The following is a 26981-nucleotide window of genomic DNA, read 5'->3' on the forward strand; positions in this document are numbered from 1 at the left end:
GCTTCCCGTTTAGCGGGAAGCCTATTTTTGTGCGTCGGTATCGTTTTCTTCCGGTTCATCTTCATCATCAATCGGATCAATATGCTCGGCATCCTCCGGCCGGATGCCGGTTTTTAAAGCAAAAAAGATCAGAAAAATAGCAGCAATCAGAAACAGGAACAGGGCAGCCGTGAGGAGCCACCAGCTTGTGAACATCAAGCATTCCCCCTTTGCCTACTTATATGCACAAAAAGGGGAGCTGATTCCGCAAGCTTATTTTTTCAGCTGGCCGAGCTCTTCAGCAATCGACTGCATTTCGCTTGGACTGAAGTTGTCTTTTTTCATTACGTAATCATAAAGCTCTTTCAATTCTGTATACATTTCTCCATCAAAATGCTCCGGCTTAATGGCTCCGATGTTAATCATGCGGAGTTTTGTTGTAATCTGGTCGACCATATATTGTACATTTTCAGATGATTTTTCTGTTAAATTCAAAGGTCTCTTCCTTTCTGGGGCTTTGTTTTTCTTATTGTACCATGCGGGAAGGAAAAAGGAGATGCCTGTCTAAATTTTAAGGGAGAGGATATTGAACAGAAGGAGTATGAATCCATGAAAGTGATAAAAGCGTCAATCGAAAACATCGGGGACATTGTTCCTTTATTTAATGAATACCGTCTGTTTTATAAGCAAAAAGAAGATCTGGATGGAGCCAGGCAGTTTATTGCCGAACGGCTGGAAAAGAACGAATCCGTCATCTTTTTGGCAGAGGATGAGCATGGCTATGCAGGATTTGTGCAGCTCTATCCTTCGTTTACCTCTGTTGGCATGAGCCGGACATGGATTTTAAATGATCTGTATGTCCAGGGGCGGGCAAGGAATAGGGGAGCCGGACAGATGCTGATCGACAGAGCCGCCGACTGGTGCAGGGAAACAGGTGCGATCAGGCTGAACCTGGAAACAGGCGCAGAAAACACAGGAGCACAAAGGCTTTATGAGAAAAATCAATTCGTAAAAAATGAGGATTGTTTCTTTTATTCAAGAGAAGTGGGACAGTAAGATTGGATTCTTTTTTAAAGTTGAGGTAAAGTTTTGAGTAGCGAAATAACTTGAAGAGAGGGCTGCTCATTGATACATGTTTTATTTGTCTGTCTCGGGAACATCTGCCGGTCACCGATGGCAGAAGCTGTATTCCGGGGAATGGTGAAAGAGGACGGATTGGAAGATAAAATTACGGCGGACTCAGCGGGGACTGGAGATTGGCATATCGGGAAAGCGCCCCATGAGGGGACTCAGGAAATTCTCACACGTCATTCCATTAGCTTTGAAGGCATGGCTGCCAGACAAGTGATCAAAGAAGATTTATCCCGCTTTGATTACATCATCTGCATGGATGCCGAAAACCTTGGCAATGTCCGCAGAATGGCGGGATACAGCCAAACCGGGCACATCGGACGCCTGCTTGATTATGTAGATGACGCGGAAGTGCTGGATGTGCCGGATCCTTATTTCACCGGCAACTTTGATGAAGTGTATGAACTTGTCGGAAAAGGATGCCGCGGGCTGCTTGAAGAAATCAAGAGGAATGATAAACTTTCATAATAGAAAAGGGGCATGCTAAATGGGAGAGAAGAATATACTTTTGCGGAATGTCTGCATCGGAGCAGCAGCAGGATTTGTGATTTCAATGTTTCATAAGCCGACGCGAGAAGCGGTGCTGGAAGAGGCAAGGGAAATCGGAGATATGGCTGCGCATTACTACCGCAATCCATCTCTATTATCAGAGGATGTTAAGCTGAAATTAAATGATGCGAAAGATATGGTTCAGCACGTAACGGAGGATCTCCGTTATGTAAACGAAAAAGTAAACGAACTGAAAGAAACCACTCCTGCCGTACTGGAAGCAATAAAAGACGCAAAGGAGCGGATTATCTCAAACAAAACGGACTGAAGGTGATGTGAGTGAGCAGAAGAAAAAATCCTAATATTTTAATTGAACTCCTCAGACGATTCTCAAGGGATGAGGTGGCCGGGCTGTCCGCAGAACTGGCCTATTTTTTTCTGCTTTCCCTGTTTCCTTTTATGATTGCCCTTATCACATTGATTGCGTTTATCCCATTATCCGTCGAAGACCTGCTGAAGTTTATCCGGCAATATGCGCCGGCCGATTCCATCATGGTGATGGAAAGTGCCCTCTATCAGCTCATGAATCAGGAAAGCGGCCTCCTGTTTACATTCGGGATTCTGGCTGCCATCTGGTCCGCTTCAAACGGAATCGATTCCATCATGCGTGCGTTCAACCGGGCCTATGACGTGAGGGAAAACCGCTCCTTTTTAAAATCACGAGCCATTGCTATCCTTTTGGCCATCGTGATGATGGCCGTCATTGTCATTGCCCTGCTGTTCCCTGTTTTTGGACAAGAAATCGGCCTGTTTGTCTTCAGTGCCTTTGGCATACCGGAGCTGTTTTTTACCGTTTGGAATATCATTCGCTGGGTGGCAAGTGCCATTATTATTTTCTTTATCTTCATCCTGCTTCACAAGCTCGCACCCAATAAGCGAATGATGTGGAGCCAAGCCTTTCCGGGCGCTCTTCTTTCAACCGTCGGATGGATCGTCGTTTCCTACCTGTTCTCCAATTACGTGAGCAACTTCGGGAACTACAGTGCCACCTATGGAAGCATCGGCGGCATCATTGTCTTTATGATCTGGTTTTATTTGACCGGCATGATCATCATCATGAGCGGGGAATTAAACGCCATTTTGGTAAAAAGAGACGAGGATACAGAAAAGCCGTGAGCGGAATTCTATAGGAGAAGCGATAAAGCTTCTTCAACCAGAACCGGGAGGAATGCACAATGGCAAACCAATCCAAAAAAGGCGGAAGCCACACAAAGCAAAACTCCAAAAGCAAACCAAGCCATAAAACAAGCGGCAGTGCAAACGGCCAAAATGGATACCATTAAAAAATGAAAAGCTGATCCTTAGGGGTCGGCTTTTTTTATTTTGCATGGACCCTCAGTACGGTACCAGACTAAAGGTCCGTACCTGTTTTGAGGGAAATGTTGCTGGAGAAGGGTTCAAACGGTGTCTCTTCGTTCCCCCGCTGCTTTAGAGGGGCGGGGGTCAGTGCTTTGCACTGACCCTCAGTACGGTACCAGACTAAAGCTCCGTCCCTATTTTGAGGGAAACGTTGCTGGAGAAGGGTTCAAACTGTGTCTCTTCGTTCCCCCGCTGCTTTAGAGGGGCGGGGGTCAGTGCGCTGCACTGACCCTCAATACACTACCAGACTAAAGCTCCGTCCCCGTTCGGCGAAAAACCTTGCTGCAGAAGGGTTCAAACGATGTCGCCCTGTTCCCCCGCTGCGTTAAAGGGGCGGGGGTCAGTGCTCTGCACTGACCCTCAATACACTACCAGACTAAAGCTCCGTCCCCGTTCGACGAAAAACCTTGCTGCAAAAGGCTTCAAACGATGTCCCCCCTGTTCCCCCGCTGCATTAAAGGCGCGGGGGTCAGTGCAAAACCAAACTGCGCTATACAAAAGAGAACAAACGTTCTATAATAAAAAGAGCACATTCATTTAAAATTTTGGTCTTAAATTAAATAAAACCGGGTATAGCATGAGTAGAGCAATTTACAAGGTTTTGCCGGTGAACTTTATAGGTCTGCATGACGTCATTTTTTGTGAAAAAAGTTCAGTCTATGGTAGGTGGACAAGTCTGGAATTTAAAAGTAAAGTTAAGACAGACTACCAAGCCTGCAAAGCGGGAACGGCACTCCTTGTAAGATCAGCATAGTCTTCCGCAAGATGTCACGGAAATTTGTGAAATGGAGAGGGCGATCGATAATGAAAACAGGGAACAGATTAAAAAGACTGGAAGCATTCGTTGAGAAGTATAAGAAGCTGGGTATGAGAATTGAAATCGCGAAGTCTCGCACGGAATGGTCGGATGAGACGAAAAGTTTAGCTGCCCTTAAACCATAAAAAATCACCCTCCTATTGCCGGGTGATTTTTTTTTTTGCTTTCTATTCCCCTAACTCAATATGGCGGCTGTATACATTTGTGTAGATATGCTCCACTTCTTCGTCGGTCATGTACATGAACATTTCTTTATCCATTTCTTTCATTGCTGCAATGTATTCCACCATGTTTTTCCGTTCCTGTCTGCTCATTTTCATCCGCTCCTTTTGTTATGGTACAGTTTTTATTTTATGTATTTATTATATAACAGATAATTCAGAATGTTCAACTGTTTTTTCCAATTCCATAAAAAAAGCCGCCTATTGTTTGCAGGCGACTGTTTTTTCTTGCTTTCTTCCCTTCAACATAAAAACGGCTAAGACAGACAGGAGCAGGAAGGCGACGATATGAAAGAAGCTGCTTCCGGGCATGTATTCCATGTAAAGCCCCCCGATGACCGGGCCGCTGATGCTCCCGACGCTGAAACAGATTCCGCACAGGAGATTTCCCGCTGGCAGCAAATGCTTCGGAAGCAAATCCGCCATATAGGTGAGGCCGAGTGAAAAAGTCGATCCCAGCACCATTCCGGCAAGGAAGAAACAAATGAGCAGCAGAATAAAGGAGTGGGTAAAGCTTGCTGCTAAAAAGGACAGGAATCCTAAGAACAAAACGATTGGAATGATGAGTTTTCTTCCGAATTTATCACTGAGAATTCCAAGAGGCAGCTGAAAAATAATGCCTCCGACTGCAAAAGCAGGGAGCAGGATCGCTACATTTTCAGGAGAAAACCCCTGCCTGAGGGCATAAACAGGGTAGTTCCCATTAAGGGAAGACTCGAGAAATCCGTAAACAAACGGAGGCAAAAACGCAATCCATGACAGCTTCCAAGCCTCTTTAAATCTCGCTGTGCTCCCGGCAGGCCCGGAAACCTCCTGCTCCGGAAAATCGTTTCTTAAAATAAAGGCAAGGCCCCAAATCAAGAGACTGACGGATCCGCTGATGATGAAAGGGAGATTTGGATTTACAGCAGCTAAACTAGTCAGAACAGGGCCTGCGGCAAATCCAAGTCCGAAGCAAAGTCCGTACAGGGAAATATTTTTCCCTCTGTTTTGGTCAGAAGAAATAGAGGTAATCCACGTTTGGGTGGAAAAGTGAAGCATATGATCCCCGATTCCGACAAGAAGCCTCAGGACAAACCAAATCCAGAAGGACTGCAGAACAGGAAAGGCGAAAAGGCTGGCCATGACGAGAAAGCCGCCAATGATAATCATTTTTTTATAGCCCAGCTTCTGCAGAGGCTTTTCCATAAAGGGGGAAGCGAGCAGTACGCCGATATAAAGGCCTGTTGCATGAAGCCCGTTTAATGAAGAGGGATAGCCCTGCTGTTCAAAGAGGATGGCAATCACAGGCAGCAGCATCCCTTGGGAAAAACCGGAAACGGTCACAATACTGATTAAGATGGCAAAGCGTATTTTATTCATAAGTTAACCCCGCTGATGTAAATTTCTCACTTTTTTAAGCCTATCACCGCCGGGAGCCTCAGGCAACAAATTTTAGAATATCGGTGAAAAAGGATATGATAAGGAAAAAGAGGGGGAAATCTGATGAACTTTAACATGACGGAAAAAGGATTTGCTGCGGACTTGGAGTTTGGGAATCTTCAGGTTTCAGGCGATGAACAATATGGGTTTAGACCTTATCAGCTAATGGTAGCTTCGGTTGCTGTATGCAGCGGCGGGGTTCTCCGGAAAATTCTCGAGAAAAAGCGTCTCCACATCGAAGACATTCAAATCGAGGCGAAAGCGGAAAGAAATGAAGCGGAAGCAAACCGGATTGAACGGATTCATGTTCACTTTGCGATTAAAGGGAAAGACCTTAAAGAAGAAGCGATTGCAAAGGCGATGGAGCTGACTCGGAAGAACTGTTCCATGGTCCGGTCTGTAGAAGGCAGCATAGACATACAAGAAACGTTTGAAATCATCGGGTAAGGAGTATCTGGTAAGTCCGGTTTAAAGCTTCTCTCCCTTTTTATCTAGCATTTGTTTTGCTGATTTCCGCTGCAGGCTGCTTGCTTTCCGCGGGGCGGGCGGTGAGCCTTCTCAGCGCTTTGCGCCTGCGGGGTCTCACCTGTCCCGCTATTCCCGCTGGAGTCAAGCACCTTCCGCTCCAATCAGCAATACCAAGTTTGTTCAGAAATAAGTGTTTTAAAAAACCCCCTGGGCACCCAGGGGGTTTTGGTTTTCATTATAATTCCTCTTCAAGATTCAAGACTTTTCAGACAGCCGCATTGTAAGGATTGTTCGAGGTGCGGGGCTCTTGAGTCAGCCAAGTAAAGTGAAGATGGCTTCTCTTGTTTAATAGGTATGATTCTGCTCAGATCGGGCGAAATTGAAAAAGAACGGTCATCAATGACCGTCCTTTTCTATTTCATTTCAAGTGTTTCCGGATCATCTCCGGCTTTTGCATAATAGCAGAACTTTTCAGGTTCAAGCTTCAGGAGCATGAAATCCGGATCGTCCGGACCTTTGATCCAGTCTTTCAGCTTCTCATTCCAGAATTTTTCTTTAAGGGAAGCGGACTCTTCAACAGATGCTTTCGCTTCCACCTCGGCATACTCATCCTGAAATCCTTTTCCTTCATAGCCAAGCAGAAGATGGACCGAAGGGTTTTCGTTAATATCCTCTGCCTTATGGGTTTTTTTGCTTGTAGCGGTATAAAGGGTCAGCCCTTCGTGAAAAAATAGCATGAAACGGGAGTAGGGCTTGCTGTTCCGGACGGTTGCCATCGAGCCGATTTGATGGTTGTCGAGCAGTTTTATAATTTTTGCTTCCAGGTGATTAGACATTTTTTCATTCCTCCTTGCTTTCTAGGTTAATTTGCATCAAAAGCGGGGAAACATACATGAGGACCGGCATCTGGAAATACATATTAATGATCAAAGAAAGTAAGGTGAAGGTAATGATGAATCGTATTTTTCTTATAGCTGTTATTGCAGGAATCCCGCTGTCTGTTCTTGGCAGCCTGCTCCACTGGCCTTCCTTGATCATGTTCGTCGTATACTGTTTGACGATTATTGCCCTTGCAGGATTTATGGGAAGGGCGACTGAAAGTTTAGCCATTGTGGCAGGGCCCAGAATCGGAGGCCTCCTTAATGCCACGTTCGGGAACGCCGTGGAGCTGATTATCTCGATTTTTGCCCTCCAGGCTGGCTTGAACGGGGTTGTTCTCGCTTCCCTGACCGGTTCTGTCATCGGAAACCTGCTGCTTGTTGGAGGATTATCCTTCCTTATCGGGGGATTGAAGTATAAGAGACAGGAATTTAATGTCTATGATGCCCGCCATAATTCAGGGCTCCTCATTTTTTCAATTATTGTCGCTTTTGTGATCCCGGAAGTTTTTTCAATGAATATGGAAGAAGCCAAGACGCTCTCATTCAGTGTCGGCATCTCGATCATTCTGATTCTTCTTTATCTTTGCGCCCTGTTCTTCAAACTTGTGACCCACCGCGGGGTGTATAAGCACAAAACCGATGAAGCGGGCGAACATGAAGAGCCGGAATGGAGTGCGAAAAAAGCGGTGGTTGTCCTGCTGCTTGCCACAATCGCGGTTGCCTATGTTTCGGAAAATCTGGTCCATACATTTGAAACTGTCGGAGAGCAGCTTGGATGGAGCGAGCTGTTTATCGGGATTATCATTGTCGCCATCGTCGGAAATGCTGCAGAGCATGCATCCGCGATTGTGATGGCGTTCAAAAACAAGATGAATGTCGCGGTAGAGATTGCCGTCGGATCCACCCTGCAGGTCGCTATGTTCGTAGCACCGCTACTAGTCCTGCTATCGCTCATGTTTGAAAAGAGCCTCACGCTTGTGTTCACGCTGCCTGAGCTGATTTCCATGGTCACTGCGGTCTTCCTGACGATTATCCTGACCAATGACGGAGATACGAACTGGTTCGAGGGGGCGACCCTGCTCGCGGCGTATTTTATTATGGGGATTGGATTTTACCTGCTTTAATTAAAAAAGAGAACTCCGCGATACGGGGTTCTCTTTTTTACGCCAGTTTCAGGCTTATGTGGCGGTTCCTGTTACACCTTCGCCATTAAAAAAAGCGGCTGGCCCGATAAGGAGCCAGCCAATCATTTGTAGGACGAAACCACAATCACACTTTAAATTGCTTACCTACATCATATAATTTTAGATTAAATTTGTAAATATTCAGATAAAAAATATAAAGAGGGCAGGAATCTGCCCTCTTTAAATGCTGGTCATGATAAAGAGATACGAAGAGACCGTAAACAGCAGTCCGAATAAAAAAGCGGATACGGCCGAGGCGTGTTTCCGGAACTGGAGGACCAGGAGAATCATGAAGACGATGGCGAGCAGTCCGAACAATACGCTCGATCCGCCTAATGAAAATCCGATGTCCGTGTCAGGGGACAGCAGCTTAAACAACGAGGAAAGCCCGTCGCTTGCCTTGACCACCTCGATATTATGAGGCGGGTTCTGCTGGCCGAGCACTCCGGTTACCGGGAAAACAAGGAGAAGAAACAAGCTCTCCGTCCTCGTCCATCTTCTCGGGTCCCTGTCGCTCCCTTGCTTTAAAACCCTCTTCATATAAAAACCATTCATGAATCCGAACACAAGCACTGGTACGATAATCAGATGCTTAATGAGCAAGTATTGGCCATAATCAATCGCCCACGTTTGGGGATAGTTGGCTACGTTCATAAGGAGCGTCATCATCAAAAAGCCCGTGAAAATGACTAGGGCAACCAGGATCCATGCAACGGGAGAAAACCACTTAAGGAAAGAAAGCCAGTTTCGGCTGTTTTTTGAAAACCAGCTCACTTGAAGAAGAATCCCGATCCATACACTCATGGTCAGAAAGTGAATGGCGTGGTACAGCACCCCGTAACCGCTGAGGGAGGCGGTGTGGCTGTTCACGCTGATCGAAAAAATAAGGCAAATCACAAAAAATAAAGAAATGGTCCGGTATTGTACATCGTCAAAAATCGGTGCAAACGTGATAAATAAATAAAACATAATGATAAGGACAAGCGAAAGGGCCCACATCTGCCCAATCTGGAAATCCTTGATCACCTGCACAACGGCCCCAAAAAATCCTTTTGTTTCATAAAAGCGGGAAGCAAGCTGCAGGACAGGAGAAATAGAAAAAACAGCCACTCCGAGCGTGGCGAGCTGCATCCATCTTTTCGGCATATGGATATCCGGTTTTTTGGACGCCGGTATATAGGACATAAAAAGGGCCCCCATAAGAATCGAAAAGCTGAAATAAAGCCCGACTTCGGAAATCATAATCCAAAGCATATTAACGGCGGCCTTTTCTCATGGAGAAAAAGATCGCGGCAACCGCAGCAACAGCCAATATGGAGCCGATGATCACGATGGTGCTGTCGTTCGCTGGCTCTGAAGCCGTCTTTTCTTTTGCTGCCGGTGCTTCTTTTTTCTCTGTAGCAGGAGCTTCTTTTTTCTCAGCAGCCGGAGCCTGCTCGGTTTTCTCCTCGGAATCTGCAGCAGGAGCGGGTACATTTAAGGTGAACTCCATGGAATCTTTTATGACGTGTCCATCAGCGCCAACGATATCCCAGTTTACCGTATACGAACCGTTCTCCATTTGTTCAGGAAGAGTTCCGGTAAGCGTACTGCCGTTTATTTGGACATTCTGAACCGGCACCTCTGTTCCATCTTTCGAAACTTTAAAGGTACTGGACTCTTCAATTTTCGTGCTGAACGTAAGATCAATCTGATTTAGTTTCTCAGTGACTTCTGCACCCTGTTCAGGGTTTGAACTCTCTAACTCAGAGTGGGCGAGAGCACCGGTCTGATGAAAGGTTAAAAAGGCGAATAATAAAAGAACAATGATTTTTTTCATATCACTTACTCCTTTCAGGGTCACTTTTTATTTTACCAATATTTCGGCCGGATACATGCATAAAGTGTGTTCAATTGTTGAAAAGCATCATTTTTTAGTGGATGGCGGATAATCCGGCCAATGCATGAAAAAACTATGGGAAATGAAGCTGGAAGGAGATTCTCCCATGAAAATGAAGCAAATCACGATTTGTTTAGCTGTGCTCTTATCTGTGTGTTTTTCAAGCATTTACATGACGGAAGCGAAAACAAAAGTTCCCTCATCGGTTCTTGATATTTCCAAGGAAAACACCTATCCCAATCCGGCACAGAACCTTCCGTATCTGCAGCCGAGTGAACTGGCAAGAGAGCTCGCTGAATCATCAACCGTACCTATAGAAAATCCGGACCTGATCAAACAGCTGAATGAAACAACGATTTCAGATTCGCCGCTTGCCGTCGGCTACCGGGCCACCATTTACCTTGGACACTGGGCTTTGAACTATGAATCCAGTGAGACAGCAGCCAACTGGGAATACCAGCGCATCAACTCGAATCTCTCTGACAACCGCGGAGGGAAAGCAGCAGCTCAAATTCACTACAAACAAAACGACCAGAAAAAAGTAAGAGGCGGCCTTACATCCGAAGTCCCTATGGTCGATGATGTCAAAAACATGATGCTGCTCAAAGCCATGAAAAAAACGAGCCTGCCGCTATCGTTTGAAACCATCATCGGCGCAGGAACCAAAAAGGACCAAATCTACAACGTACCGGTGAAGAAAATGGGCTACCTTTACGCCTACGCTCCAGCCATCAGCGAAAAAGGGAAAGTCACATATGGAGAAGTATACCTGGATCTAAAAGGGAACAAGCGGAAAATCATCGTGAAAAACGTGACCTCTCAAGGAATCGGAGCATGGATTCCTGTGCAGGACCATTTGTCATTCGGTTACATGGTATCGGACCGCCCGAGATAATCAGCGGGTAATCACCGTTCAGGGAAGCTGGACGGTGTTTTTTTAGCTTTGAAGAGAGGGAGTGTGACGGTTACGGGCGGGAGTTTGTCGGTTACGGGCAAAAGTGTGTCGGTTACGGGCAAAAGCTTGTCGATTGCGGGCAAAAGCGGTTGAGCCCCCTAATTTTGGACACGCTCTTCCGAATTCTAATGTTTTCTCCGTTTTTCAAAGAGCGATCTTTCTAGGTTTTACTTCACCCTTTTTATGTTTCTGAAAATAGACAGCTGGAGGCCAGTCCTCAAGGCTTCCATGCAGTCTTTTGTTATTGTAAAACTGAATGTATTCCTTCACGACTTCATTGGCCTCTTCGAATGTCTGGAATTCGTGCCGCTGGTAACACTCTCGTTCGAGGACGCTATGAAAGGACTCGATATAAGCATTCAAATTAGGTGACTTTGGAGGAATTCGTTCATGCTCCAGCCTTTCTTTGTTTTCCAGGCAGAACTCTTGAAATTGGATCCCGATAAACTGGGGTCCATTATCGGTTCTAAGCACCAGCTTCTCTTCGCCGGAATTTTCTATTTTACGGGCTCTCAGAGCCGTCTTAAGCATTTTTGTGATATCTTTCCCGCCACATGTTCTCCCTAAATAAAAGCCGACAATCTTCCGATCGTACACGTCTATCGCGCTTGCCAGGTAGAAAAAACGCTCTATGCCTGGGATGTATCCATATTTGATGTCAATCTGCCACATTTGATTTGGACCTGTGACGATTCGATTCCTGGCAATCTTTCTGGGGTACTTATTGTTTCGAATTTTTAAAGGGAACAGGATCCCCATTTCCTTGCACAGACGGTACACCTTCTTTTTACTGATGGTCAGATGGTGCTTCCGTTTTAGGCAGCTTGTCAGTTTCCGATACCCATAGACCGCCTCCATACCACCGATCAGCTTGACCAGGTACGCTTTGATTTGCTCGTCAGATACACGTTTTCCTTTTGAGTCTAAGGAAAAACCGGGGATAGGCCTTCCGCCAGCTACCCTTTTCGCCGGAATGGGATTGGCCTGTTGATAATAGTAAGTGGACTTAGATATTCCCACAATGTTGATTACCCGAGTGACCGCAAACCCGGCTTCTACCCATTCTTTTGCGAATTCGACTTTATCGGTTAGCGTTTCGATTTTTTTTTTATCATTTCTCGAAGCATTTCAACTTCCAGCTCTTTTTCCCCTAACAGTTTCATGGCTTGATCATATTTTTTCTGGATCTCATCCGTACCAGAGTTTTCAGAAAGGGGAGAGACACCCTCCATTTTCATCTCTAATTCGACTTCATCCCGATACTGGCGCACCCACCCAGACAGAGTAGAAGGAGCTACTGATAATTTCCTGGCTAGGAAAGCCGTATTGCCGGACTCTAATGCCATTCTGACATATTTCTTCTTTACGTCCTCAATCGGACCATTCTTTCTCTTCATCTTGGCCTCATCTCCTCTGCCCTCATTATATTTAGAATGAGTGGAGGTGTCCAAACTAGTTAGGGGGCCTGAGAGAAAGCTTGTCGATTGCGGGCAAAAGCTTGTCGATTACGGGCAAAAGTGTGTCGATTGCGGGCAAAAGCTTGTCGGTTACGAGCAAAAGCTTGTCGGTTACGAGCAAAAGCTTGTCGGTTACGGGCGGGAGTTTGTCGGTTATGGGCAAAAACGTGTCGATTACGGGCAAAATTATGTCGATTACGGCCAAAACAGGGATTTGCGTCTGCCATATGCAGGATTGAACAACATTTAAAACCGCATCCAAAAAAAACTGCAAAGCCCTAAGGCTTTACAGTTTAGCTTTCTTCACGGTGAAATCTTCATTGGCATAATAGCTGTTCTTCACCAGAATATTCGGACCGAGGCATTGCACGCTCGGACAGTGGCAGCTTAGGGACTTGGCGATCGCTGAACCGGACCACTTTTCATAGGCACTTTCAAGAGTGGATGTCTGAATATTCCCGAGTGGAGGGGTATCTCCAAAGTCTGTTACAATGACTTCGCCTGTAAAAATATTCACGTTCAGGCGGGAGCGGCCATCCGGATCATTCCGGACCGTTACATTTTTGGAAGCACGCAGTCTTCTCATCAGCTTCAAGTCTTCTTCGGAATCGCTGCATGCGTAAAACGGCAAGGTCCCGAACAGCATCCACACATCTTCATTCCGCACGTCCAGCAGATGATGGATCGCTTGGCGTGTTTCCTCAAGGGAAAGTGTTTCAAGCGCGCTTGCAAAGTCACTTGGGTACATAGGATGCACCTCATGCCTTTGACACAGCATTTCCTCTGTAATCTGCTTGTGGATTTTCTCGAGGTGAGGGAGTGTGCGCTTATTCAGCATCGTCTCTGCGGACACGGTTACACCGGCAGCCACAAGCGCCCGGCTGTTTTCGACCATCCGGTCAAAATACTTTGCCCGCTGCTCAAATGTCGGCTTTTTCTCCATCATCGCGAAGCCGCCTTCCGCGAAGTCCTCCATCGTACCCCAGTTATGGGAGATATGCAGAACATCCAGGTAAGGAATGATTTTTTCATACCGTGCCAAATCAAGCGTCAAGTTGGAATTAATCTGAGTGCGCACACCGCGTTCATGCGCATACTTCAACAGCGGTACCACATAGTTGTTCACCGACTTCATCGACATCATCGGCTCACCGCCTGTAATACTGAACGACCGCAGATTCGGAATTTCATCCAAACGGCGGATCAGCAGGTCCAAAGGAAGCGCGTTCGGATCCTTCGGTGTCAGCGTATAGCCGACGGCGCAATGCTCACACCTCATGTTGCAAAGCGTTGTCGTCGTGAACTCGACGTTGGTGAGCATCGGCTTTCCATATTGTTCTATGTCCATATAAGCTTCCCACGGGTCGTAGGAAGGAGTAATAGGGGGTAAACTGTGAGTAGTGCTCATCGAAAAAACTCCTTTAATAGACGTACATGTAAATAAAATCACAAAATTCATCTTATCACGAAACCTTGTATTCGTGCAGTTGTCAATTCCCGAGAAATCCGCTACCATGAAAACGGTGAAAGGAGTGAACAGAAAAATGGGAAACGCGACAAAAGATAAAGACTCACAAATAGATTATTTAAAAAACCGCCTGAATATGTTCATGGAGGTCATCGATTCAATGGATCCGGAATCAACGGATCTTGAAGATGTGGACCGCCTGATTCAGATGCTGGATGATTTAGAGGTTAAATTCGACCGTTTTAAAAAGGATTGGGATCAGGAAGAAGAGTGAGGAGATCATCTTAGGGTGGTCTTTTTTTTGCATGCAAAAAGAAAAACTTTTCTAGTATATGGAGAAATCATGTAATATAAGGAAGGGAATACATCAGATGGGAGAGAAGCATAATGCATGCACAGCCTTTATTTTTCGGGCCGGTCTTCAAAGAAAGAATTTGGGGAGGGAGCAATTTGGCTTCCTTTGGGTATGAGCTGCCTTTTGAACAGACTGGGGAATGCTGGGCTTTTTCAGCGCATCCAAACGGCCAGAGCACCGTGGAGAATGGAGAATTGGCAGGGAAAACGCTGGGAGAACTTTGGGAGCAGCACCGGGAATTGTTCGGTCATCTTCCAGGGGATCGTTTTCCGCTTTTGACAAAAATACTAGATGCAAACCATGATCTATCTGTACAGGTTCATCCTGACGATGGGTATGCAATGGAACATGAACAAGGTGAACTGGGCAAAACAGAGTGCTGGTATGTTATCGATTGTGAAGAAGGAGCAGAGCTCATTTTCGGCCATCATGCCCGGACAAAAGAAGAGCTTGAACAATGGATTGACGAAGGGACATGGGATCAGCTTCTGCGCAGGATTCCTATTAAAAAAGGGGATTTTTTCTATGTGCCGAGCGGAACCGTTCATGCTCTCTGCAAGGGATCGGTCGTTCTTGAAACTCAGCAGAATTCAGATACAACCTACCGGCTGTATGACTATGACAGAAGAGACGCATCCGGAAGCCTGCGTGAACTTCATCTTGATAAATCAAAGGACGTCATTACGGTTCCGCACGCCATGGATTCACTGAATATTCAAATAGATGCTGTTCCCGGTAAGAAGGTTACGCAATATGTGAATGTGAATCATTTTACTGTCTGCAAATGGGAGATTGATGGGGAAGCCGAGTTCGTTCAGGATCAGCCATTTTTACTTTGCTCTGTCATTGAAGGTGAGGGGACTCTTATTAAGGCCGGGATGAGCTACCGTTTGAAAAAAGGAATGCATTTCCTTGTTCCGCACGCATTTGGGGATTTTAAACTGAGCGGTTCAGCTCAATTAATTGTTTCACATGTATAGGAAAACTTGAAATTCAAACATAGAACTTATTTAAGAATAATAATTGTCAGGAAACTTACTGATAAAGACAATACTGGAAAACAGCTATTGTCTTTTTTTTTATGGGCGAAATAACTCAGGATGGTTTAAGGTCAAAGGACCTGTTCTTGAAGAATCCAAATGAAAATAAATTTCAGAAATTATTAATTTATTAAAATTTTTTCAAAAACTGCTTGTGCCATTTCGAACCTGCGTTTATTATAAAAACTTGAAAGCGCTACCAAGACATCTGTGACGATTCTTTCTTCCTCTTCCAGCGCAAATAACCGAAAAGGAGAACAAAGAATGAACAAAAAAACGAGAGTCATGTCCGGTTCCGTCCTTGTTTCAAGTCTTGTATTATCCTCGCTTGGGTTAACGGGAAATGCCGCTGACGCCCTGTCCAATCCGCCAGTAAATGTCATGACGGTTGAGGATCAATCAGGGGATCGAATGGCCATTAATGGTGTGAATCAGCTGGCTAATGACAATAAGCTCATTTTGTTCAATGATGCTTTCAGCTATTACACCGAAACAAGAAAAGGCAGCAAAGAAGCGGTTTTAGAAAAAATCGGCCTCAATCAGTACAAGGTTGTCAAGCGAACAGATGGCGACAGTGCCATACCGGAAAACGGATTGGTTCTTTCAACGGGGACTGTCCCTTCCGCAGAAGCTGCAAACTTCTTATCTCAGCTGAACATGGGGGAGACCATCAAGCTATATGAGCCGGTGGAAAAATCTCAGGAAAAAACCGCAAATGCCGTTGATCCAACGCGTGCATCAAATCCGGCAGGCGCCCCTTTCGATGGATTCAGAGGGCCGGATCAATTGATTGTTTATACACCTGCATTTGGTGAAACAACGAAGACCAATCCATACGGATATGAAATTACGGTGGAAAATGGATTTGTTACGAAGCTTGGCGGGGGAGGTTCAAAGATTCCAAAGAATGGATTTGTTGTAAGCGGACATGGCATCGCTTCACAGTGGATTTCCGCCAATTCCATCATCGGGGCTAAAGTGTCCGTCGATGCGAACGGATTAGTAAAAATAACGCAGGACGTAGACAGCTTTGCTTTCCAAAGTGAACAGGCGATTAACCAGGCAAAGGCTTCTATTGCCAAAGCAAAAGCAGAATTCATTGATGCCGATCTGCCAAATGCAGAGCAGGCCCTTCAATTGGGACAGGACCTGCTTGAAAAAGCAAAAGCGGAAACAGATTCTGCTGCAGCACTTGATTTTACCCGCCAGGCAACCCAGGCTGCTTATGATGCATATTACTATTCTCTGCCTTCTCATGCAGCTGAGCAGCGAGCGATTTGGTACCGGCCTGAAGAGACAACGCTTGAGGGAGTGAAACAGGTATTGGACCGGATGGAGAAGGCAGGCTTTAATTCCGTTTACCTGGAAACAACGTTCCATGGTTATACCATCTATCCAAGCAAAACAATGGAATCGTATGGGCTGCCTGCCCAGCATCCGAGATTCCAGAACGCTCAGTACGGCCAATACGGCAAAGACTTGCTGAAGGCGTATGTGAAGGAAGGGAAAAAGCGCGGTTTATCGATCCAGGCGTGGACAGATGGCTTTATGGTAGGGGAAAGCAGTCTTGGAACCCCATCCCAGTTTGTTAAATATCCGGAATGGGCAGCCATTCAGCGGAATAATACGACAGGGAAGCCGGCTCCTGATTCATCAAGCAAATATTATTGGCTGGATATTGCCCAGCCAAAGGTGCAGCAGTTTATGCTCGATATATATAAAGAGATGCAGGCAGATTACGATATTAAAGGGCTGAATATTGACTATATGCGCTACCCTCACCAGCCTTTTGAGAAGAGCTATGGGTTTAGCAGTGCGGTTCGGAAAGCATATACGGAGCAATTTGGAACCGACCCATACACCCTTGATCCAAAAACGGATCCCGAACAATGGGAGAGATGGACGAAATGGCTTCAATCCAGGGAAAATGAGTTCGTGGAAAAACTGCATGACCAGTCCAAACAATTGGATCCTAAATTTATGATGACAGCCACACCGGAGCCGGGACCTGAAGCGGCTCTTATAAGCGATTGGAAGGATGATATCGACGGGGTCATTCCGCAGGCGTACGGACACGATTTCAACAGCATTCAAAAAACGGTGCAGGATAGCAAAAAGCTGATGCCTGAAGGAACGATGTATTACACGGGAATCTATTCGTTTTACCATCATCTAAGCGAGATGGCGAGCGTGGATGATGTAATGTCGGCCAAGCACGGAACTTCAGGGGTGAACATGTTTGCATTCGGACAGGCAAGCGCTCCGTCTGTAGATGCTCTTGGCAAAGGGCCTTGGCGCGAAAAAGCGGTAAATCCGGGTGAAGAGCCCATTTTAGCCGCGCAAACTGTTTTGAAGAAGATGGATGAGCAGCTTAAATCTATTTATTTGAAGCAGGGGGCTGTAAACAAAAAAGAAGCCGATCATTTGAAGCAGGGAATCCGGATCATGACACTCGCAGTTCAGACAAATCCTGAAAAAAGCGGCAGGGCTTTCGAATCGTTCATCAGCTATATAACAACATTAATTGAACAAGATAAAATCAGCGCTGCTGCAGGCGAAAGGATGAAGGAGCAGGCGGGAGAAGCTTCATTCTGGGTGGAATATGCAGTAAATCATCAAAATCAATAAGGAAATCAGAGAGAGACTGGCTTTATAGGTTCCTGCTCAGCAGGGACATTAGAGTCAGTCTTTCTTTTCCGGAAGATTGATTCTGAATTTGAATTGATAACCGGCAGAAGCCTTGAAGCTGTTACTGAATCTGCAGAGTGGTTGCATAAAAAAGTCAAAATTCAATGTTTATATGCTCGAACCATTTCGTTTAGAAATTAATTTTCAAAATAAAAATAACTTGTAAAATAATTTTACAAAAGGATTGAAAAATATTTACAGCCCTTGTATGATGAATTTAAGTAAAGATAAGGAAACGCTTACAAAAATAGTTTGAGGGGGAATTGGGGATATGAGTAAATGGACAAAAAAGGTAGCAGCGGGTTCAATTGCAGCAGCACTCTCATTTAGTTTGGCTGCATGCAGCGGCAAGGAAGAGGCTTCAGGATCTGGTTCCAAATCTGAAGAGCTGTCAGGTAAGGTTACACTTTGGACAGCATCACTAAAAGGAGAACCGTTCGATACATACTTTAAAAAACTCGAAACAAACTTTGAAAAGCTTCATCCGAAGCTGGACGTTGTCATCGAAGACATACCTCAAAATGAAATGGAACAAAAGGTGCTGACTTCCCTGACAGGAGGGGATGTACCGGATGTCGTAAACTTGAATCCGCACTACATGTCCAATATTGCGGCTCAGGGCGGGCTCCTTGACTTAACAGACATGGTCAATGATGAAACGAAGAAATCGTTTGTTGAAGGACCTTATGAATCCGGAATGTATGACGGAAAATTATACGCACTGCCATGGTACTTAACAACTACCGTTTCCTGGTACAACGGCGGGCAGTTTGATAAAGCAGGCATTAAAGAACTGCCTAAAGATACTCAAGGGATTTATGAAACAGCTAAAGCCGTAACAAAAGCGACAGGAAAGCCTTCCTATTATCCTGTGATAAATGACGGAAATACCATCATGGAGAAAATGGTATCTCTTGCAAACGGCGAGCCAATCGTGAAAGACGGCAAAGCTTCATTTGAAGACAACCAAAAAATAGTGGAATTCTTCACCCTTACTCAGAAAATGTATAAAGAGGGCCTGATCCCGCAAGAGGCAGCGGAAGGTTCCCTTAATACAGGACAGCAATTATACATGGCGGGGAATGCATCCTTCCTTGAAGGCGGAGTGACGTTCCTTGGACCGGTTGAATCCGGTGCCCCGGATGTATATAAAGGTTCTAAAGCAGGGCAGCCGCTTGAATCCGGTGAAGCTCCTGTCAACGTTGCGGTTATGAACTTTGCCGTTCCGGCTAAAACGAAGAATAAAGAGGCTGCGGTAGAGCTTGCTGAATATGTAGCGAATGCTGAGAATCAATTGGAATTCGCGAAAACTGCCGGTACCGTTCTTCCTGCAACAAAAGAATCTCTGGAGGATGATTACTTTAAAAATCCAGGAGACTCACCGAAAGCACTTGGAATGCTTCAAGCGTCAGAGTCTCTGAGCCGCGCGAAAGTGTTGATTCCGCCAACTGAAAACAGTGCCGATCTCCGTGCTGCAACGAAGAATATTTTCGTGAAAAATCTCCAGGGCAAGCTTAAACCTGAAGAAGCGGTGAAGGAATTGGCATCTGAATGGAACAAAGCCTTTGAAAAATCCGGTGAAAAAGTAACCTTTTAAAGGTGTGTCAACAAAAGACTAGCTTTGTATTTTTAAAGGCTAGTCTTCATTTTTTGAAAGGGGAGACCGAAGTGAACAGAGAACCTGCTATCCTGCAAAATATCCAAACTAAAGCAGAACCTGTCCCAGAAAAGAAAAGACGATGGGGAATGAAGCTGCTTACACCATGGCTCTTTCTGCTTCCTGCCATTTTAATACTGGGGATTTTTTTAATCCTTCCAATTCTTGAAGCATTTAAATGGAGCTTTTTAGATTACAAAATTATCGCAGATACCGGTGAATTTGTTGGATTGGCCAACTTTAAAGAAATTTTCACCGACAAGAATTTCTGGCTGGCCCTCATAAATACGCTCGTGTTTCTGGCCATTGTCCTTCCACTGAATATTTTTCTGCCGATGATTCTTGCCGTTCTTGTAAATCAAAAGATTAAGGGAGTCGGTACATTCCGGATTCTATATTATCTTCCGGTCATTACCCCTATGGTGGTAGCAGCCCTAATGTGGAAAATGCTGTACTCGCAGAGCGGGTTAATTTCTAAATTTCTTGTTTCTATTGGCGTTTTTGATTCTCCTACGAACCTGCTTGTTCAATCATCCACAGCTCTGGCAGCTGTAGCCGCAATTACCGTCTGGAAGGGACTCGGCTATTACATGATCATTTATTTAGCGGGTCTGCAATCGATTCCAAAGGATGTCTATGAATCTGCAAGCATTGATGGAGCCTCGCTGTTTCAGCAGTTCCGTCATATTACGGTTCCCATGCTGGTGCCTTCTATCACACTCGTTTCTGTCATGACGATTATTGCGGGAATGAAGGTGTTCGAAGAAATTGCGCTGACAACAAACGGGGGGCCATCGGGTGCAACCACAACTCTTGTAATGTATATTTACGAAAAGTTCAAGAGCCTTGATGTCAGCATCGCATCTGCAGCCGGTCTGGTTTTGCTGGTGCTCGCCATTGCAGCGTCTCTCTTGCAGATGAAACTGACAAGCAAGCGTGAAGATGATTTAAGAGCGTAAAAAAGAAAGGAGAAATCAGGATGGAGAAAAAACGCTTCAGCCAAAAAATCGGCATTTATGCGGTCATGCTTTTCATTACCCTTCTTACAGTCGGGCCGTTTCTTATAACGCTCTTCATTGCCGTTAAATCGCCAAGTGAAGGAATCTATGAAAATATTCTTCCTGCAGATCCAACGATGGGAAACTTTTTCACGGCCTTTGAAAAAGCTAATTTCGGTACATATTTTTTGAATACGGTGATTGTCACAGTGATTGCGATTCCGCTAAATCTGCTGTTTTGCAGTCTTGCGGCCTATCCGCTGGCACGCATGGACTTTAGAGGACGCAGCGTCGTGCTCGCTTTGATCATTTCGACCATGATGGTTCCCTTCCAGCTTTATATGGCTCCTCTTTTTCAGCTTGCTGGAGAGCTCGGATTGCGCAACACACATATCGGATTAGTGGTCATGCAGGTATCCACGGCATTCGGAATTTTCCTGATGCGCCAAGCGTATCTAAGAATACCTAAGGAGCTTGAGGAGTCCGCTTATCTGGATGGTGCAAATAAATTCAAGGTTTGGTATATGGTAGCCATGCCGTTAGTAAAGCCGACACTCGTGACACTTGCCATCTTTACGTTTATGGGAACGTGGGGCGATTATTTATGGCCGCTGATCAATTCGACGGAGAGCAGCATGTATACACTTTCCATTGGACTGGCTCAGCTATCCCAGAATTTTGACGGGTCTAACTTAAAGCTTGTCAGCGCAGCGTCGATCCTGACAACGATTCCGACTTTGCTGATTTTCATCTGGCTGCAAAAGTACTTCATTTCAGGTGCCACAGACGGTGCGGTCAAAGGATAAGAATCTTCTATTATACAAACCTGGAGGCGGAACGGATGGACACACTATCTTTCTTTGGACGGGAACTGCCCGTTCTTTATAAAGCCGACTGTGTTGTGGCGGGCGGCGGAACAGCGGGTGCAGCGGCTGCCATCGCTGCGCTGGAGGAAGGGCTGCACACGGTCATTGTTGAAAAGACGATTGCTCTCGGAGGCACTCAGACAAATGCGCTCGTTTCACCGATGATGCCCACCTATATGAAAGGCAATCGGGTAAACCGTTTAATCATTGAAAGGCTGAATAAGGAAAACATACAGACGGATGATGGAACGACAGCATGCAGCTGGTTCAATACCGAGACGCTGAGCGGTGTATTGGAGCAGCTCATCACAGAGCGGGGAGGCAGCATTTTATATGATGCCAATATCGTCGATTGCATCAAAGAAGGCAGCCGGATTACGCACCTGATCATCAACACATGTGAGGGGCTTGCAGCCATAGAGGGCAAAACGTTTATTGATGCAACGGCGGATGCGCTTCTTTCCCGTACAGCAGGGGTTCCCGTCGAATCAGGAAACAAGGAAGGACACAACCAGCAAATTTCCTTCCGGTTCGAGATGGCCGGAATTGACATTGAAGCTTTGAGGACATTCATGCTTTCCAAAAATGAAACATTTTGCAAAATCGAAAATCCAGCCTTTTTTGAAATTGCGATGGTGCCTGGAAAAGGGCATGTACTGGAATCCTTTTTTCAAAAAGGACTGGAAAACGGGGATTTGATAGAAGAAGACCTGCGTTATTTTCAAGCCTTTACCCAGCCGGGAAAAACCGGGGTCATGTCGTTTAACTGTCCGCATATTCCGGGTATTCACCGGACGACAAGCGCCGTTCTCCGATCACAGGGTGTTACAAAAGGGCGGGAAATGATTCGCCGGCTAACCCGATTTTTGCCTAAATACATTCCGGGATTCGAACATTCCTTTTTAGTCAAAGAAGCCTCTCAGCTTGGCATTCGTGAATCATATCGAATCATTGGCCAATACGTACTCACCGAAAAAGACTATGTTCAGAGAGCCAGATTTCGCGATGGAATTGCAAGGGGCGACTGGTATATTGATGTACACAGTACGGCTGCCGAGCAAGTGGAAGAAGCGAAGTTCTCACGCGGAGAATATTATGAAATTCCCTACCGTTCCTTGATTACATATGAAATAAGCAATTTAATCGCAGCAGGAAGGCATATCTCCAGTACATTTTTTATGCAGGCATCCCTTCGGATTCAGCCGACAGTAAGAGAGGTCGCAGAGGCGGCAGGCGTTGCCTGTGCCTACTCGGTCCAAAACGGAATAAGCTTGAATGAATTAGACGGAGCGATTATTAAACAGCAGCTTAGTACAGCGGAGGGACAGCGATGAAATCAGTAAAGGAAGTTCATGTCTTAAACCATACTCACTGGGACCGAGAATGGTATGAATCGTTTGAAGAGTTCCGTTATAAATTGCGGAATGGCATGCGTTACGTTGACGAACTGCTTTCATCCGGACGCATCGAATCCTTTTTTCTGGATGGCCAGACCATCGTCCTGGATGATTATCAAGAGATTGTCAGTAAAGAGGAGTATGCCCGGCTGATCTCATGGATTGAAGAAGGAAAAATAGAAGCAGGCCCATGGTATCTCCTTGCGGACGAATTTTTAGTATCGGGTGAATCCATGCTGAAAAATCTGGAGATTGGCATCAAAAAAGCAAAGGAACTCGGCTCATCGTGGAACATTGGGTATTTGCCTGATACGTTCGGCCATGCAAGCCAGATGCCGCAAATCTTTAAAGGATACGGGATTGATACGGCCATAGTCTGGCGCGGCGCTGTTTCGGACCGATTTGAAAATATGTGGGAGGCTCCGGACGGGAGCGAAGTGTTTACATTTGTCCTTCCGTTATTTGACGGCTATTATCAAACCTTTTTAAAGCACGAGGATTTTACGGATAAAGCAAAGGCTTATCTTGATAAAAATGAACCGTTTTTAACCTATGGAAAAGCATTGTTTATGAACGGCGCGGATCATACGTTCACCGCAAACGATTTACATAAAAGAATGGATAGATTAAATGAGGCATTTCCGGACATTCATTTTAAACAGTCCCTTATGTCTGAATATGCAAAGGCGTTTAAGGGAGAGAAGCCGGTACGGAAAATACTGGGGGAACAGCGTGATGCCTCTAAAATATTTATTCTGCCGGGAGTTTACTCCACTCGTTCTTACCTGAAGAAACACAATCAAATGTGCGAGGATGCTGCGGTAGGAATGATGGAAGCGTTGAATGCATGGACAAACGGACGTACAAATTCAGAGCATTTTATGGATTACGTATGGAAGCTTATCCTGCAAAATCAGCCGCATGACAGCATTTGCGGCTGCAGCATTGATGAGGTCCACGAAGAAATGGAGACAAGGACGAAAAAAGTGCTGGGCGCAATCCGCCAATATGCGAAGGATACATTGAATGAGGAATATCCGTTTGACTATTTGGATGAGAAGACCGAAAAGCCATATCTGTATGTTGTAAACAATACCCCGATAAAGGATGTTTACCGGGTAAGAACGGAAATACGGATTCCGGCTGCCCTTGATTTGGGAGCAATTAAGCTTTATCACCACGATGCTGAAATCCCTTTCGATGTCATTAGAAGAGAAGTGAAAGAGGAATTCCTGCGGCACATCCTTGCAGAGCCGCATTACGCACAGTATGCGGTATATCATGTCGAATTCATGCTTCCATTTGCAGGAGTGGAAACGAAACGAATCAGGATTGAGACGGACACCTCAGAAACGGCCGTTTTAGAACATTCAGAGTCAGACTGGATAGAAAATGAATTCTATACCGTTCAATGGAATCAGAGCGGCTTGATCATTACGGATCGCGAAACCGGGGCTGTGTATGAAAATCAGCATGTATTCGTTTCATCAATGGACGCCGGGGATACATACAATTACTCTCCCCCGCTCCATGATTGCCAGAGCCGGTCTATATTGACAGCCGTAACCGATATAAAGAAGGGGAAGACGTCACAGTCCGCCATCCTCCATTATGAAATGGAACTTCCGGCTGCTCTAAACGAAAACAGGACGGGGCCAAATGGAGAAACAGTCATCAATAAGATGACCACCGCTATAACGCTTTATCATAAAAAACGGCTGATTGCCTTTCACACAACCATCCTCAATCAGGCGAAGGATCAAAAGCTCCGAATCGGGTTCGCTTCAGGGAAGACGGATAAGAGCTTTGCAGATACGGCATTTGATCTGATTGAACGAAAAACACTCCGTGAGAAGATTTGGGATGCTCCTGCAAATAAGGAAGCGGTCATGAATCAGTATCCAACCTACTCAACTGTCATCGCAAACGAACATCAGCTTGTTCAGCGCGGACTTCAGGAGTACGAAATTGATCAGGTCGATGGAGAGGATTATGCATTTCTTACCGCAATCCGAAGTGTAGGATGGCTTTCAAGACGGGATCTTCGGACAAGGGGGAACGGGGCTGGACCAGGCTTTGAAACTCCGGGAGCCCAATGTTCAGGAGAGCATGAATTTGAGTACGGGCTGACGCTTGGAAAACAGCATCAGTCGTTGAACGAAGCAAGATGGCTGCGCCACCCCGTTCTGACTCAGCAATCGGGTTCGCTGAAGGATGAAACGGTATTGTTTAAGCAAACATCGCCCGATATCGTGTTTTCATCCTTTATTCAAAAGGAAAAGAATTCTTTTGATATCAGGTGCTTTAACCCGGCATCGGAAACAAGAATGACGGAGCTGCACTTCGGATTTGATCCTGCCGCGGTTTTTGAAATTGATTTTTCCGGTGAAGTGCTGATGGCATATGAAGCGTCACCTGTAACGGCCGTTGCTTTTAAACCTAAACAAATAAAAACATTTCGTATAAAAAGAAGAGAGCAGCAAAGTGAAGACTGATTGCTCCTGCCATAGAAAAGAAGGTGATGACCAATGAGGAAATTTATAGCATTTGATATTGGCGGAACGTTAATCAAATACAGCGTCCTGCTGGAAGACGGAACATTCGCGGCGAAATATGAAACGGAAACAGAAGCCCACCTAGGTGGAGCGGCAATCGTTGAGAAAGTAAAAACGTATGGAAAGAAACTAGCCGATGAGCACGATATAAGCGGAATTTGCATTAGTACAGCGGGGCAAGTGGATTCCAGGGAAGGAAGTATTTTATATGCATCCTCGCTCATTCCCGAATACACGGGCATTCCTCTGAAAAAAGAATTGGAGGATTATTTCAGGCTTCCGGTTGAAGTGGAAAACGATGTAAATTGTGCGGGCCTGGCAGAATCCTGGATTGGCACCGGAAAAGATGCGAAAAGCATCTTTTGCTTAACGATTGGAACTGGAATCGGCGGGAGTTATATTTTGGATAACAAGCTTCATACGGGACACAGCTTCAGCGGAGGAGAAATCGGCTACATTCCGATTGAAGGAAGCCAGCTGCAGGAACTTGCTTCCACGCGTATTCTGATTCAAAACGTTGCAAAACTGAAAGGAATCAGGGAACAGGACATTGACGGAAAAGAAATTTTTGCACTTGCACAAGCAGGAGACGAAGTTTGCGTAAAACAGATTAACCGTCTTGTCTATTATCTATCGAAAGGCATAGCGACGATTGCTTATATGATGAATCCGGAAATGATTATCATCGGCGGCGGAATAACGGCCCAAAAGGATTATCTGTATCCGCTTATCATGGAGCAGCTCGGAAAAGACCTGATTCCGGCCATTTTGGACAAAACACAGATAGAAATTGCCAGAAATTTAAATGATGCGGGAATGATTGGCGCACTCCGGCATTTTCTCCTGCAGGAATCGCTTAAGCCCCTTAAAAGCATGACAGCGATGATTGAATCTAATATGCATAAGCTTACAAAACGGGAGCAGATGATTGCAAACTTTGTCATTCTTAATCTCGAAGCGGTTCCAAACAAAACCATTTCAGAAATGTCGCGGCAGATCAATGTTTCAGAAGCAACCATTACGAGATTTTGCCAGAAACTTGAGTTCGGCTCTTATAACAAGCTCCGGCTCATGGCGAAAGAGGCAACGGTCAGTACGAGGCTGTATGAACAAGCGAAGCCGTCGAGTCTGACAGAGGTAAAGCATACGTATATGAGTATGCTGAAAAAATGTGACAGCCTATACGATCTGACGGATATTCAAAAATTCTCAAGCCAGCTTCTTTCGGCAAAACAAATTTTTCTCTATGGAGCGGGAGAAATGTCAGTCGTTGCCAGTCAGCTCAAATTCAAACTAATGAAGCTCGGTATGGCAGCTGATACTTTTTCAAGCCATTACGAAAGAGAAATGTCCTCCTATGCCTTGACACCTGAAACGGTGGTAATCGGCCTCAGCGCATCCGGCTATGCTTCTGATATTGTCAGCATCATGGATACGGCAAGAAGCAGGGGAGCAGTAACAATTGGAATCACAAGTCAGCAGGATTCTCCATTATCAAGAGCTTCAGATATACGGATGCTGATACCTGCTGCAGAAGAAATAGAAGGAAACAGCAGCTCACTTAGCGAAGTTTCCGCCTATTATCTGCTTGATGTTGTATTCAAAGGCATGCAGGATCTTCAAATTAAACAGCTTAGCCGAAAGGTGTAGCGAAA

Annotated in this window: 28 protein-coding genes; 18 read left to right on the top strand and 10 right to left on the bottom strand. The window is 45.4% G+C overall.

Features of this window, described 5'->3' with window-relative positions; translation table 11 throughout:
* Nucleotides 1–21: 21 nt before the first annotated feature.
* Together CEF21_RS21180 and CEF21_RS04695 are read right to left on the bottom strand one after the other, a co-directional pair.
* A complete protein-coding gene (locus CEF21_RS21180) occupies nt 22–195 on the bottom strand; it encodes a hypothetical protein (protein ID WP_164462081.1) in 174 nt (57 codons plus the stop codon).
* Between the two features lie 57 nt (nt 196–252).
* The gene (locus tag CEF21_RS04695) at nt 253–474 is read right to left on the bottom strand and encodes a DUF1128 domain-containing protein (protein ID WP_123913704.1); all 222 of its coding nucleotides are present in this window, start codon (nt 472–474) and stop codon (nt 253–255) included.
* A gap of 114 nt (nt 475–588) precedes the next feature.
* Between CEF21_RS04695 and CEF21_RS04700 the strand changes: the two genes are divergently transcribed.
* The 5 genes from CEF21_RS04700 to CEF21_RS21185 all read left to right on the top strand — a co-directional run bounded on the left by CEF21_RS04700 (nt 589) and on the right by CEF21_RS21185 (nt 3960).
* Entirely contained in the window at nt 589–1035 is a 447-nt protein-coding gene (locus CEF21_RS04700; protein WP_123913705.1) for a GNAT family N-acetyltransferase, read from the top strand.
* 69 nt (nt 1036–1104) lie between these two features.
* Nucleotides 1105–1578, top strand: a complete 474-nt coding sequence (locus tag CEF21_RS04705) for a low molecular weight protein-tyrosine-phosphatase (protein WP_123913706.1) — start codon at nt 1105–1107, stop codon at nt 1576–1578.
* 19 nt (nt 1579–1597) lie between these two features.
* Nucleotides 1598–1927, top strand: a complete 330-nt coding sequence (locus CEF21_RS04710) for a hypothetical protein (protein WP_123913707.1) — start codon at nt 1598–1600, stop codon at nt 1925–1927.
* An 11-nt stretch (nt 1928–1938) separates the two neighbouring features.
* A complete protein-coding gene (locus tag CEF21_RS04715; RefSeq protein WP_123913708.1) occupies nt 1939–2775 on the top strand; it encodes a YihY/virulence factor BrkB family protein in 837 nt (278 codons plus the stop codon).
* A 1047-nt stretch (nt 2776–3822) separates the two neighbouring features.
* The gene (locus CEF21_RS21185; protein WP_164462082.1) at nt 3823–3960 is read left to right on the top strand and encodes a hypothetical protein; all 138 of its coding nucleotides are present in this window, start codon (nt 3823–3825) and stop codon (nt 3958–3960) included.
* Between the two features lie 42 nt (nt 3961–4002).
* Here the strand turns inward: CEF21_RS21185 and CEF21_RS04720 are convergent, their stop codons facing one another.
* Together CEF21_RS04720 and CEF21_RS04725 are read right to left on the bottom strand one after the other, a co-directional pair.
* The gene (locus tag CEF21_RS04720) at nt 4003–4149 is read right to left on the bottom strand and encodes a BH0509 family protein (RefSeq protein ID WP_123913710.1); all 147 of its coding nucleotides are present in this window, start codon (nt 4147–4149) and stop codon (nt 4003–4005) included.
* Nucleotides 4150–4257: 108 nt separating this feature from the next.
* Complete coding sequence (locus tag CEF21_RS04725) at nt 4258–5418, bottom strand: MFS transporter (RefSeq protein WP_123913712.1); 1161 nt, start codon at nt 5416–5418, stop codon at nt 4258–4260.
* A gap of 123 nt (nt 5419–5541) precedes the next feature.
* Between CEF21_RS04725 and CEF21_RS04730 the strand changes: the two genes are divergently transcribed.
* Nucleotides 5542–5925, top strand: a complete 384-nt coding sequence (locus CEF21_RS04730) for an OsmC family protein (RefSeq protein WP_123913714.1) — start codon at nt 5542–5544, stop codon at nt 5923–5925.
* Between the two features lie 434 nt (nt 5926–6359).
* Here CEF21_RS04730 and CEF21_RS04735 read toward each other — a convergent pair whose 3' ends face one another.
* Complete coding sequence (locus tag CEF21_RS04735; protein WP_123913716.1) at nt 6360–6782, bottom strand: pyridoxamine 5'-phosphate oxidase family protein; 423 nt, start codon at nt 6780–6782, stop codon at nt 6360–6362.
* A gap of 113 nt (nt 6783–6895) precedes the next feature.
* Between CEF21_RS04735 and cax the strand changes: the two genes are divergently transcribed.
* Nucleotides 6896–7951 carry a calcium/proton exchanger gene (gene cax / locus CEF21_RS04740; RefSeq protein ID WP_123919979.1) on the top strand — a complete coding sequence of 352 codons (1056 nt, stop codon included), beginning with the start codon at nt 6896–6898 and terminating at the stop codon, nt 7949–7951.
* Between the two features lie 240 nt (nt 7952–8191).
* Here cax and CEF21_RS04745 read toward each other — a convergent pair whose 3' ends face one another.
* Together CEF21_RS04745 and CEF21_RS04750 are read right to left on the bottom strand one after the other, a co-directional pair.
* Nucleotides 8192–9196 (bottom strand): copper resistance D family protein, encoded by a 1005-nt coding sequence (locus CEF21_RS04745; protein WP_164462083.1) that lies wholly within the window; start codon nt 9194–9196, stop codon nt 8192–8194.
* Between the two features lie 70 nt (nt 9197–9266).
* Nucleotides 9267–9830, bottom strand: coding sequence for a copper resistance CopC family protein (locus CEF21_RS04750; RefSeq protein ID WP_123913720.1), 564 nt, complete (start codon nt 9828–9830; stop codon nt 9267–9269).
* Nucleotides 9831–9996: 166 nt separating this feature from the next.
* On the opposite strand from CEF21_RS04750, the gene CEF21_RS04755 reads away from it, so the two are divergent.
* A complete protein-coding gene (locus tag CEF21_RS04755) occupies nt 9997–10785 on the top strand; it encodes a YfkD famly protein (RefSeq protein WP_123913722.1) in 789 nt (262 codons plus the stop codon).
* Nucleotides 10786–10989: 204 nt separating this feature from the next.
* Here the strand turns inward: CEF21_RS04755 and CEF21_RS04760 are convergent, their stop codons facing one another.
* Together CEF21_RS04760 and CEF21_RS04765 are read right to left on the bottom strand one after the other, a co-directional pair.
* Nucleotides 10990–11946, bottom strand: a complete 957-nt coding sequence (locus CEF21_RS04760) for an IS3 family transposase (RefSeq protein ID WP_123913123.1) — start codon at nt 11944–11946, stop codon at nt 10990–10992.
* Nucleotides 11934–12242, bottom strand: a complete 309-nt coding sequence (locus CEF21_RS04765; protein ID WP_123913424.1) for a transposase — start codon at nt 12240–12242, stop codon at nt 11934–11936. Before CEF21_RS04765 ends, CEF21_RS04760 begins: the two co-directional genes overlap by 13 nt.
* Nucleotides 12243–12288: 46 nt before the next feature.
* Between CEF21_RS04765 and CEF21_RS04770 the strand changes: the two genes are divergently transcribed.
* Nucleotides 12289–12552 (top strand): hypothetical protein, encoded by a 264-nt coding sequence (locus tag CEF21_RS04770; protein ID WP_164462084.1) that lies wholly within the window; start codon nt 12289–12291, stop codon nt 12550–12552.
* A gap of 36 nt (nt 12553–12588) precedes the next feature.
* Here the strand turns inward: CEF21_RS04770 and yfkAB are convergent, their stop codons facing one another.
* Complete coding sequence (yfkAB, locus tag CEF21_RS04775; RefSeq protein WP_123913726.1) at nt 12589–13710, bottom strand: radical SAM/CxCxxxxC motif protein YfkAB; 1122 nt, start codon at nt 13708–13710, stop codon at nt 12589–12591.
* Between the two features lie 136 nt (nt 13711–13846).
* Here yfkAB and CEF21_RS04780 point away from each other — a divergent pair, with 136 nt between their 5' ends.
* From CEF21_RS04780 to CEF21_RS04820, 9 genes are all read left to right on the top strand, one after another.
* Nucleotides 13847–14044, top strand: a complete 198-nt coding sequence (locus tag CEF21_RS04780; protein ID WP_123913729.1) for an SE1561 family protein — start codon at nt 13847–13849, stop codon at nt 14042–14044.
* A gap of 113 nt (nt 14045–14157) precedes the next feature.
* The gene (gene manA, locus CEF21_RS04785; RefSeq protein WP_123913731.1) at nt 14158–15105 is read left to right on the top strand and encodes a mannose-6-phosphate isomerase, class I; all 948 of its coding nucleotides are present in this window, start codon (nt 14158–14160) and stop codon (nt 15103–15105) included.
* A 324-nt stretch (nt 15106–15429) separates the two neighbouring features.
* Entirely contained in the window at nt 15430–17793 is a 2364-nt protein-coding gene (locus CEF21_RS04790) for a glycoside hydrolase family 10-like protein (RefSeq protein ID WP_123913733.1), read from the top strand.
* A 331-nt stretch (nt 17794–18124) separates the two neighbouring features.
* The gene (locus tag CEF21_RS04795) at nt 18125–19450 is read left to right on the top strand and encodes an ABC transporter substrate-binding protein (protein WP_123913735.1); all 1326 of its coding nucleotides are present in this window, start codon (nt 18125–18127) and stop codon (nt 19448–19450) included.
* A gap of 71 nt (nt 19451–19521) precedes the next feature.
* Entirely contained in the window at nt 19522–20469 is a 948-nt protein-coding gene (locus CEF21_RS04800; RefSeq protein WP_123913737.1) for a carbohydrate ABC transporter permease, read from the top strand.
* A gap of 20 nt (nt 20470–20489) precedes the next feature.
* Nucleotides 20490–21314 carry a carbohydrate ABC transporter permease gene (locus CEF21_RS04805; RefSeq protein ID WP_123913739.1) on the top strand — a complete coding sequence of 275 codons (825 nt, stop codon included), beginning with the start codon at nt 20490–20492 and terminating at the stop codon, nt 21312–21314.
* Nucleotides 21315–21349: 35 nt separating this feature from the next.
* Complete coding sequence (locus CEF21_RS04810) at nt 21350–22708, top strand: FAD-dependent oxidoreductase (protein ID WP_123913741.1); 1359 nt, start codon at nt 21350–21352, stop codon at nt 22706–22708.
* Complete coding sequence (locus tag CEF21_RS04815) at nt 22705–25266, top strand: glycoside hydrolase family 38 N-terminal domain-containing protein (RefSeq protein ID WP_123913743.1); 2562 nt, start codon at nt 22705–22707, stop codon at nt 25264–25266. Before CEF21_RS04810 ends, CEF21_RS04815 begins: the two co-directional genes overlap by 4 nt.
* A gap of 33 nt (nt 25267–25299) precedes the next feature.
* Complete coding sequence (locus tag CEF21_RS04820) at nt 25300–26976, top strand: ROK family protein (protein WP_123913745.1); 1677 nt, start codon at nt 25300–25302, stop codon at nt 26974–26976.
* Nucleotides 26977–26981 lie beyond the last annotated feature (5 nt).

The organism is Bacillus sp. FJAT-42376 (assembly GCF_003816055.1).
Lineage (GTDB): Bacteria > Bacillota > Bacilli > Bacillales > Bacillaceae > Metabacillus_B.

What these genes read in the sequence shown, in the direction of transcription:
- CEF21_RS21185 (WP_164462082.1), top strand. Translation starts at nt 3,823, where the DNA reads ATGAAAACAGGGAACAGATTAAAAAGACTGGAAGCATTCGTTGAGAAG.
- CEF21_RS04805 (WP_123913739.1), top strand. Translation starts at nt 20,490, where the DNA reads ATGGAGAAAAAACGCTTCAGCCAAAAAATCGGCATTTATGCGGTCATG.
- CEF21_RS04765 (WP_123913424.1), bottom strand. Translation starts at nt 12,242, where the DNA reads ATGAAGAGAAAGAATGGTCCGATTGAGGACGTAAAGAAGAAATATGTC.
- cax (WP_123919979.1), top strand. Translation starts at nt 6,896, where the DNA reads ATGATGAATCGTATTTTTCTTATAGCTGTTATTGCAGGAATCCCGCTG.
- CEF21_RS04820 (WP_123913745.1), top strand. Translation starts at nt 25,300, where the DNA reads ATGAGGAAATTTATAGCATTTGATATTGGCGGAACGTTAATCAAATAC.
- CEF21_RS04725 (WP_123913712.1), bottom strand. Translation starts at nt 5,418, where the DNA reads ATGAATAAAATACGCTTTGCCATCTTAATCAGTATTGTGACCGTTTCC.
- CEF21_RS04815 (WP_123913743.1), top strand. Translation starts at nt 22,705, where the DNA reads ATGAAATCAGTAAAGGAAGTTCATGTCTTAAACCATACTCACTGGGAC.
- CEF21_RS04750 (WP_123913720.1), bottom strand. Translation starts at nt 9,830, where the DNA reads ATGAAAAAAATCATTGTTCTTTTATTATTCGCCTTTTTAACCTTTCAT.
- CEF21_RS04810 (WP_123913741.1), top strand. Translation starts at nt 21,350, where the DNA reads ATGGACACACTATCTTTCTTTGGACGGGAACTGCCCGTTCTTTATAAA.
- CEF21_RS04720 (WP_123913710.1), bottom strand. Translation starts at nt 4,149, where the DNA reads ATGAGCAGACAGGAACGGAAAAACATGGTGGAATACATTGCAGCAATG.
- CEF21_RS21180 (WP_164462081.1), bottom strand. Translation starts at nt 195, where the DNA reads ATGTTCACAAGCTGGTGGCTCCTCACGGCTGCCCTGTTCCTGTTTCTG.
- CEF21_RS04710 (WP_123913707.1), top strand. Translation starts at nt 1,598, where the DNA reads ATGGGAGAGAAGAATATACTTTTGCGGAATGTCTGCATCGGAGCAGCA.
- yfkAB (WP_123913726.1), bottom strand. Translation starts at nt 13,710, where the DNA reads ATGAGCACTACTCACAGTTTACCCCCTATTACTCCTTCCTACGACCCG.
- CEF21_RS04735 (WP_123913716.1), bottom strand. Translation starts at nt 6,782, where the DNA reads ATGTCTAATCACCTGGAAGCAAAAATTATAAAACTGCTCGACAACCAT.
- CEF21_RS04795 (WP_123913735.1), top strand. Translation starts at nt 18,125, where the DNA reads ATGAGTAAATGGACAAAAAAGGTAGCAGCGGGTTCAATTGCAGCAGCA.
- CEF21_RS04790 (WP_123913733.1), top strand. Translation starts at nt 15,430, where the DNA reads ATGAACAAAAAAACGAGAGTCATGTCCGGTTCCGTCCTTGTTTCAAGT.
- CEF21_RS04700 (WP_123913705.1), top strand. Translation starts at nt 589, where the DNA reads ATGAAAGTGATAAAAGCGTCAATCGAAAACATCGGGGACATTGTTCCT.
- CEF21_RS04780 (WP_123913729.1), top strand. Translation starts at nt 13,847, where the DNA reads ATGGGAAACGCGACAAAAGATAAAGACTCACAAATAGATTATTTAAAA.
- manA (WP_123913731.1), top strand. Translation starts at nt 14,158, where the DNA reads ATGCATGCACAGCCTTTATTTTTCGGGCCGGTCTTCAAAGAAAGAATT.
- CEF21_RS04730 (WP_123913714.1), top strand. Translation starts at nt 5,542, where the DNA reads ATGAACTTTAACATGACGGAAAAAGGATTTGCTGCGGACTTGGAGTTT.
- CEF21_RS04745 (WP_164462083.1), bottom strand. Translation starts at nt 9,196, where the DNA reads ATGTCCTATATACCGGCGTCCAAAAAACCGGATATCCATATGCCGAAA.
- CEF21_RS04755 (WP_123913722.1), top strand. Translation starts at nt 9,997, where the DNA reads ATGAAAATGAAGCAAATCACGATTTGTTTAGCTGTGCTCTTATCTGTG.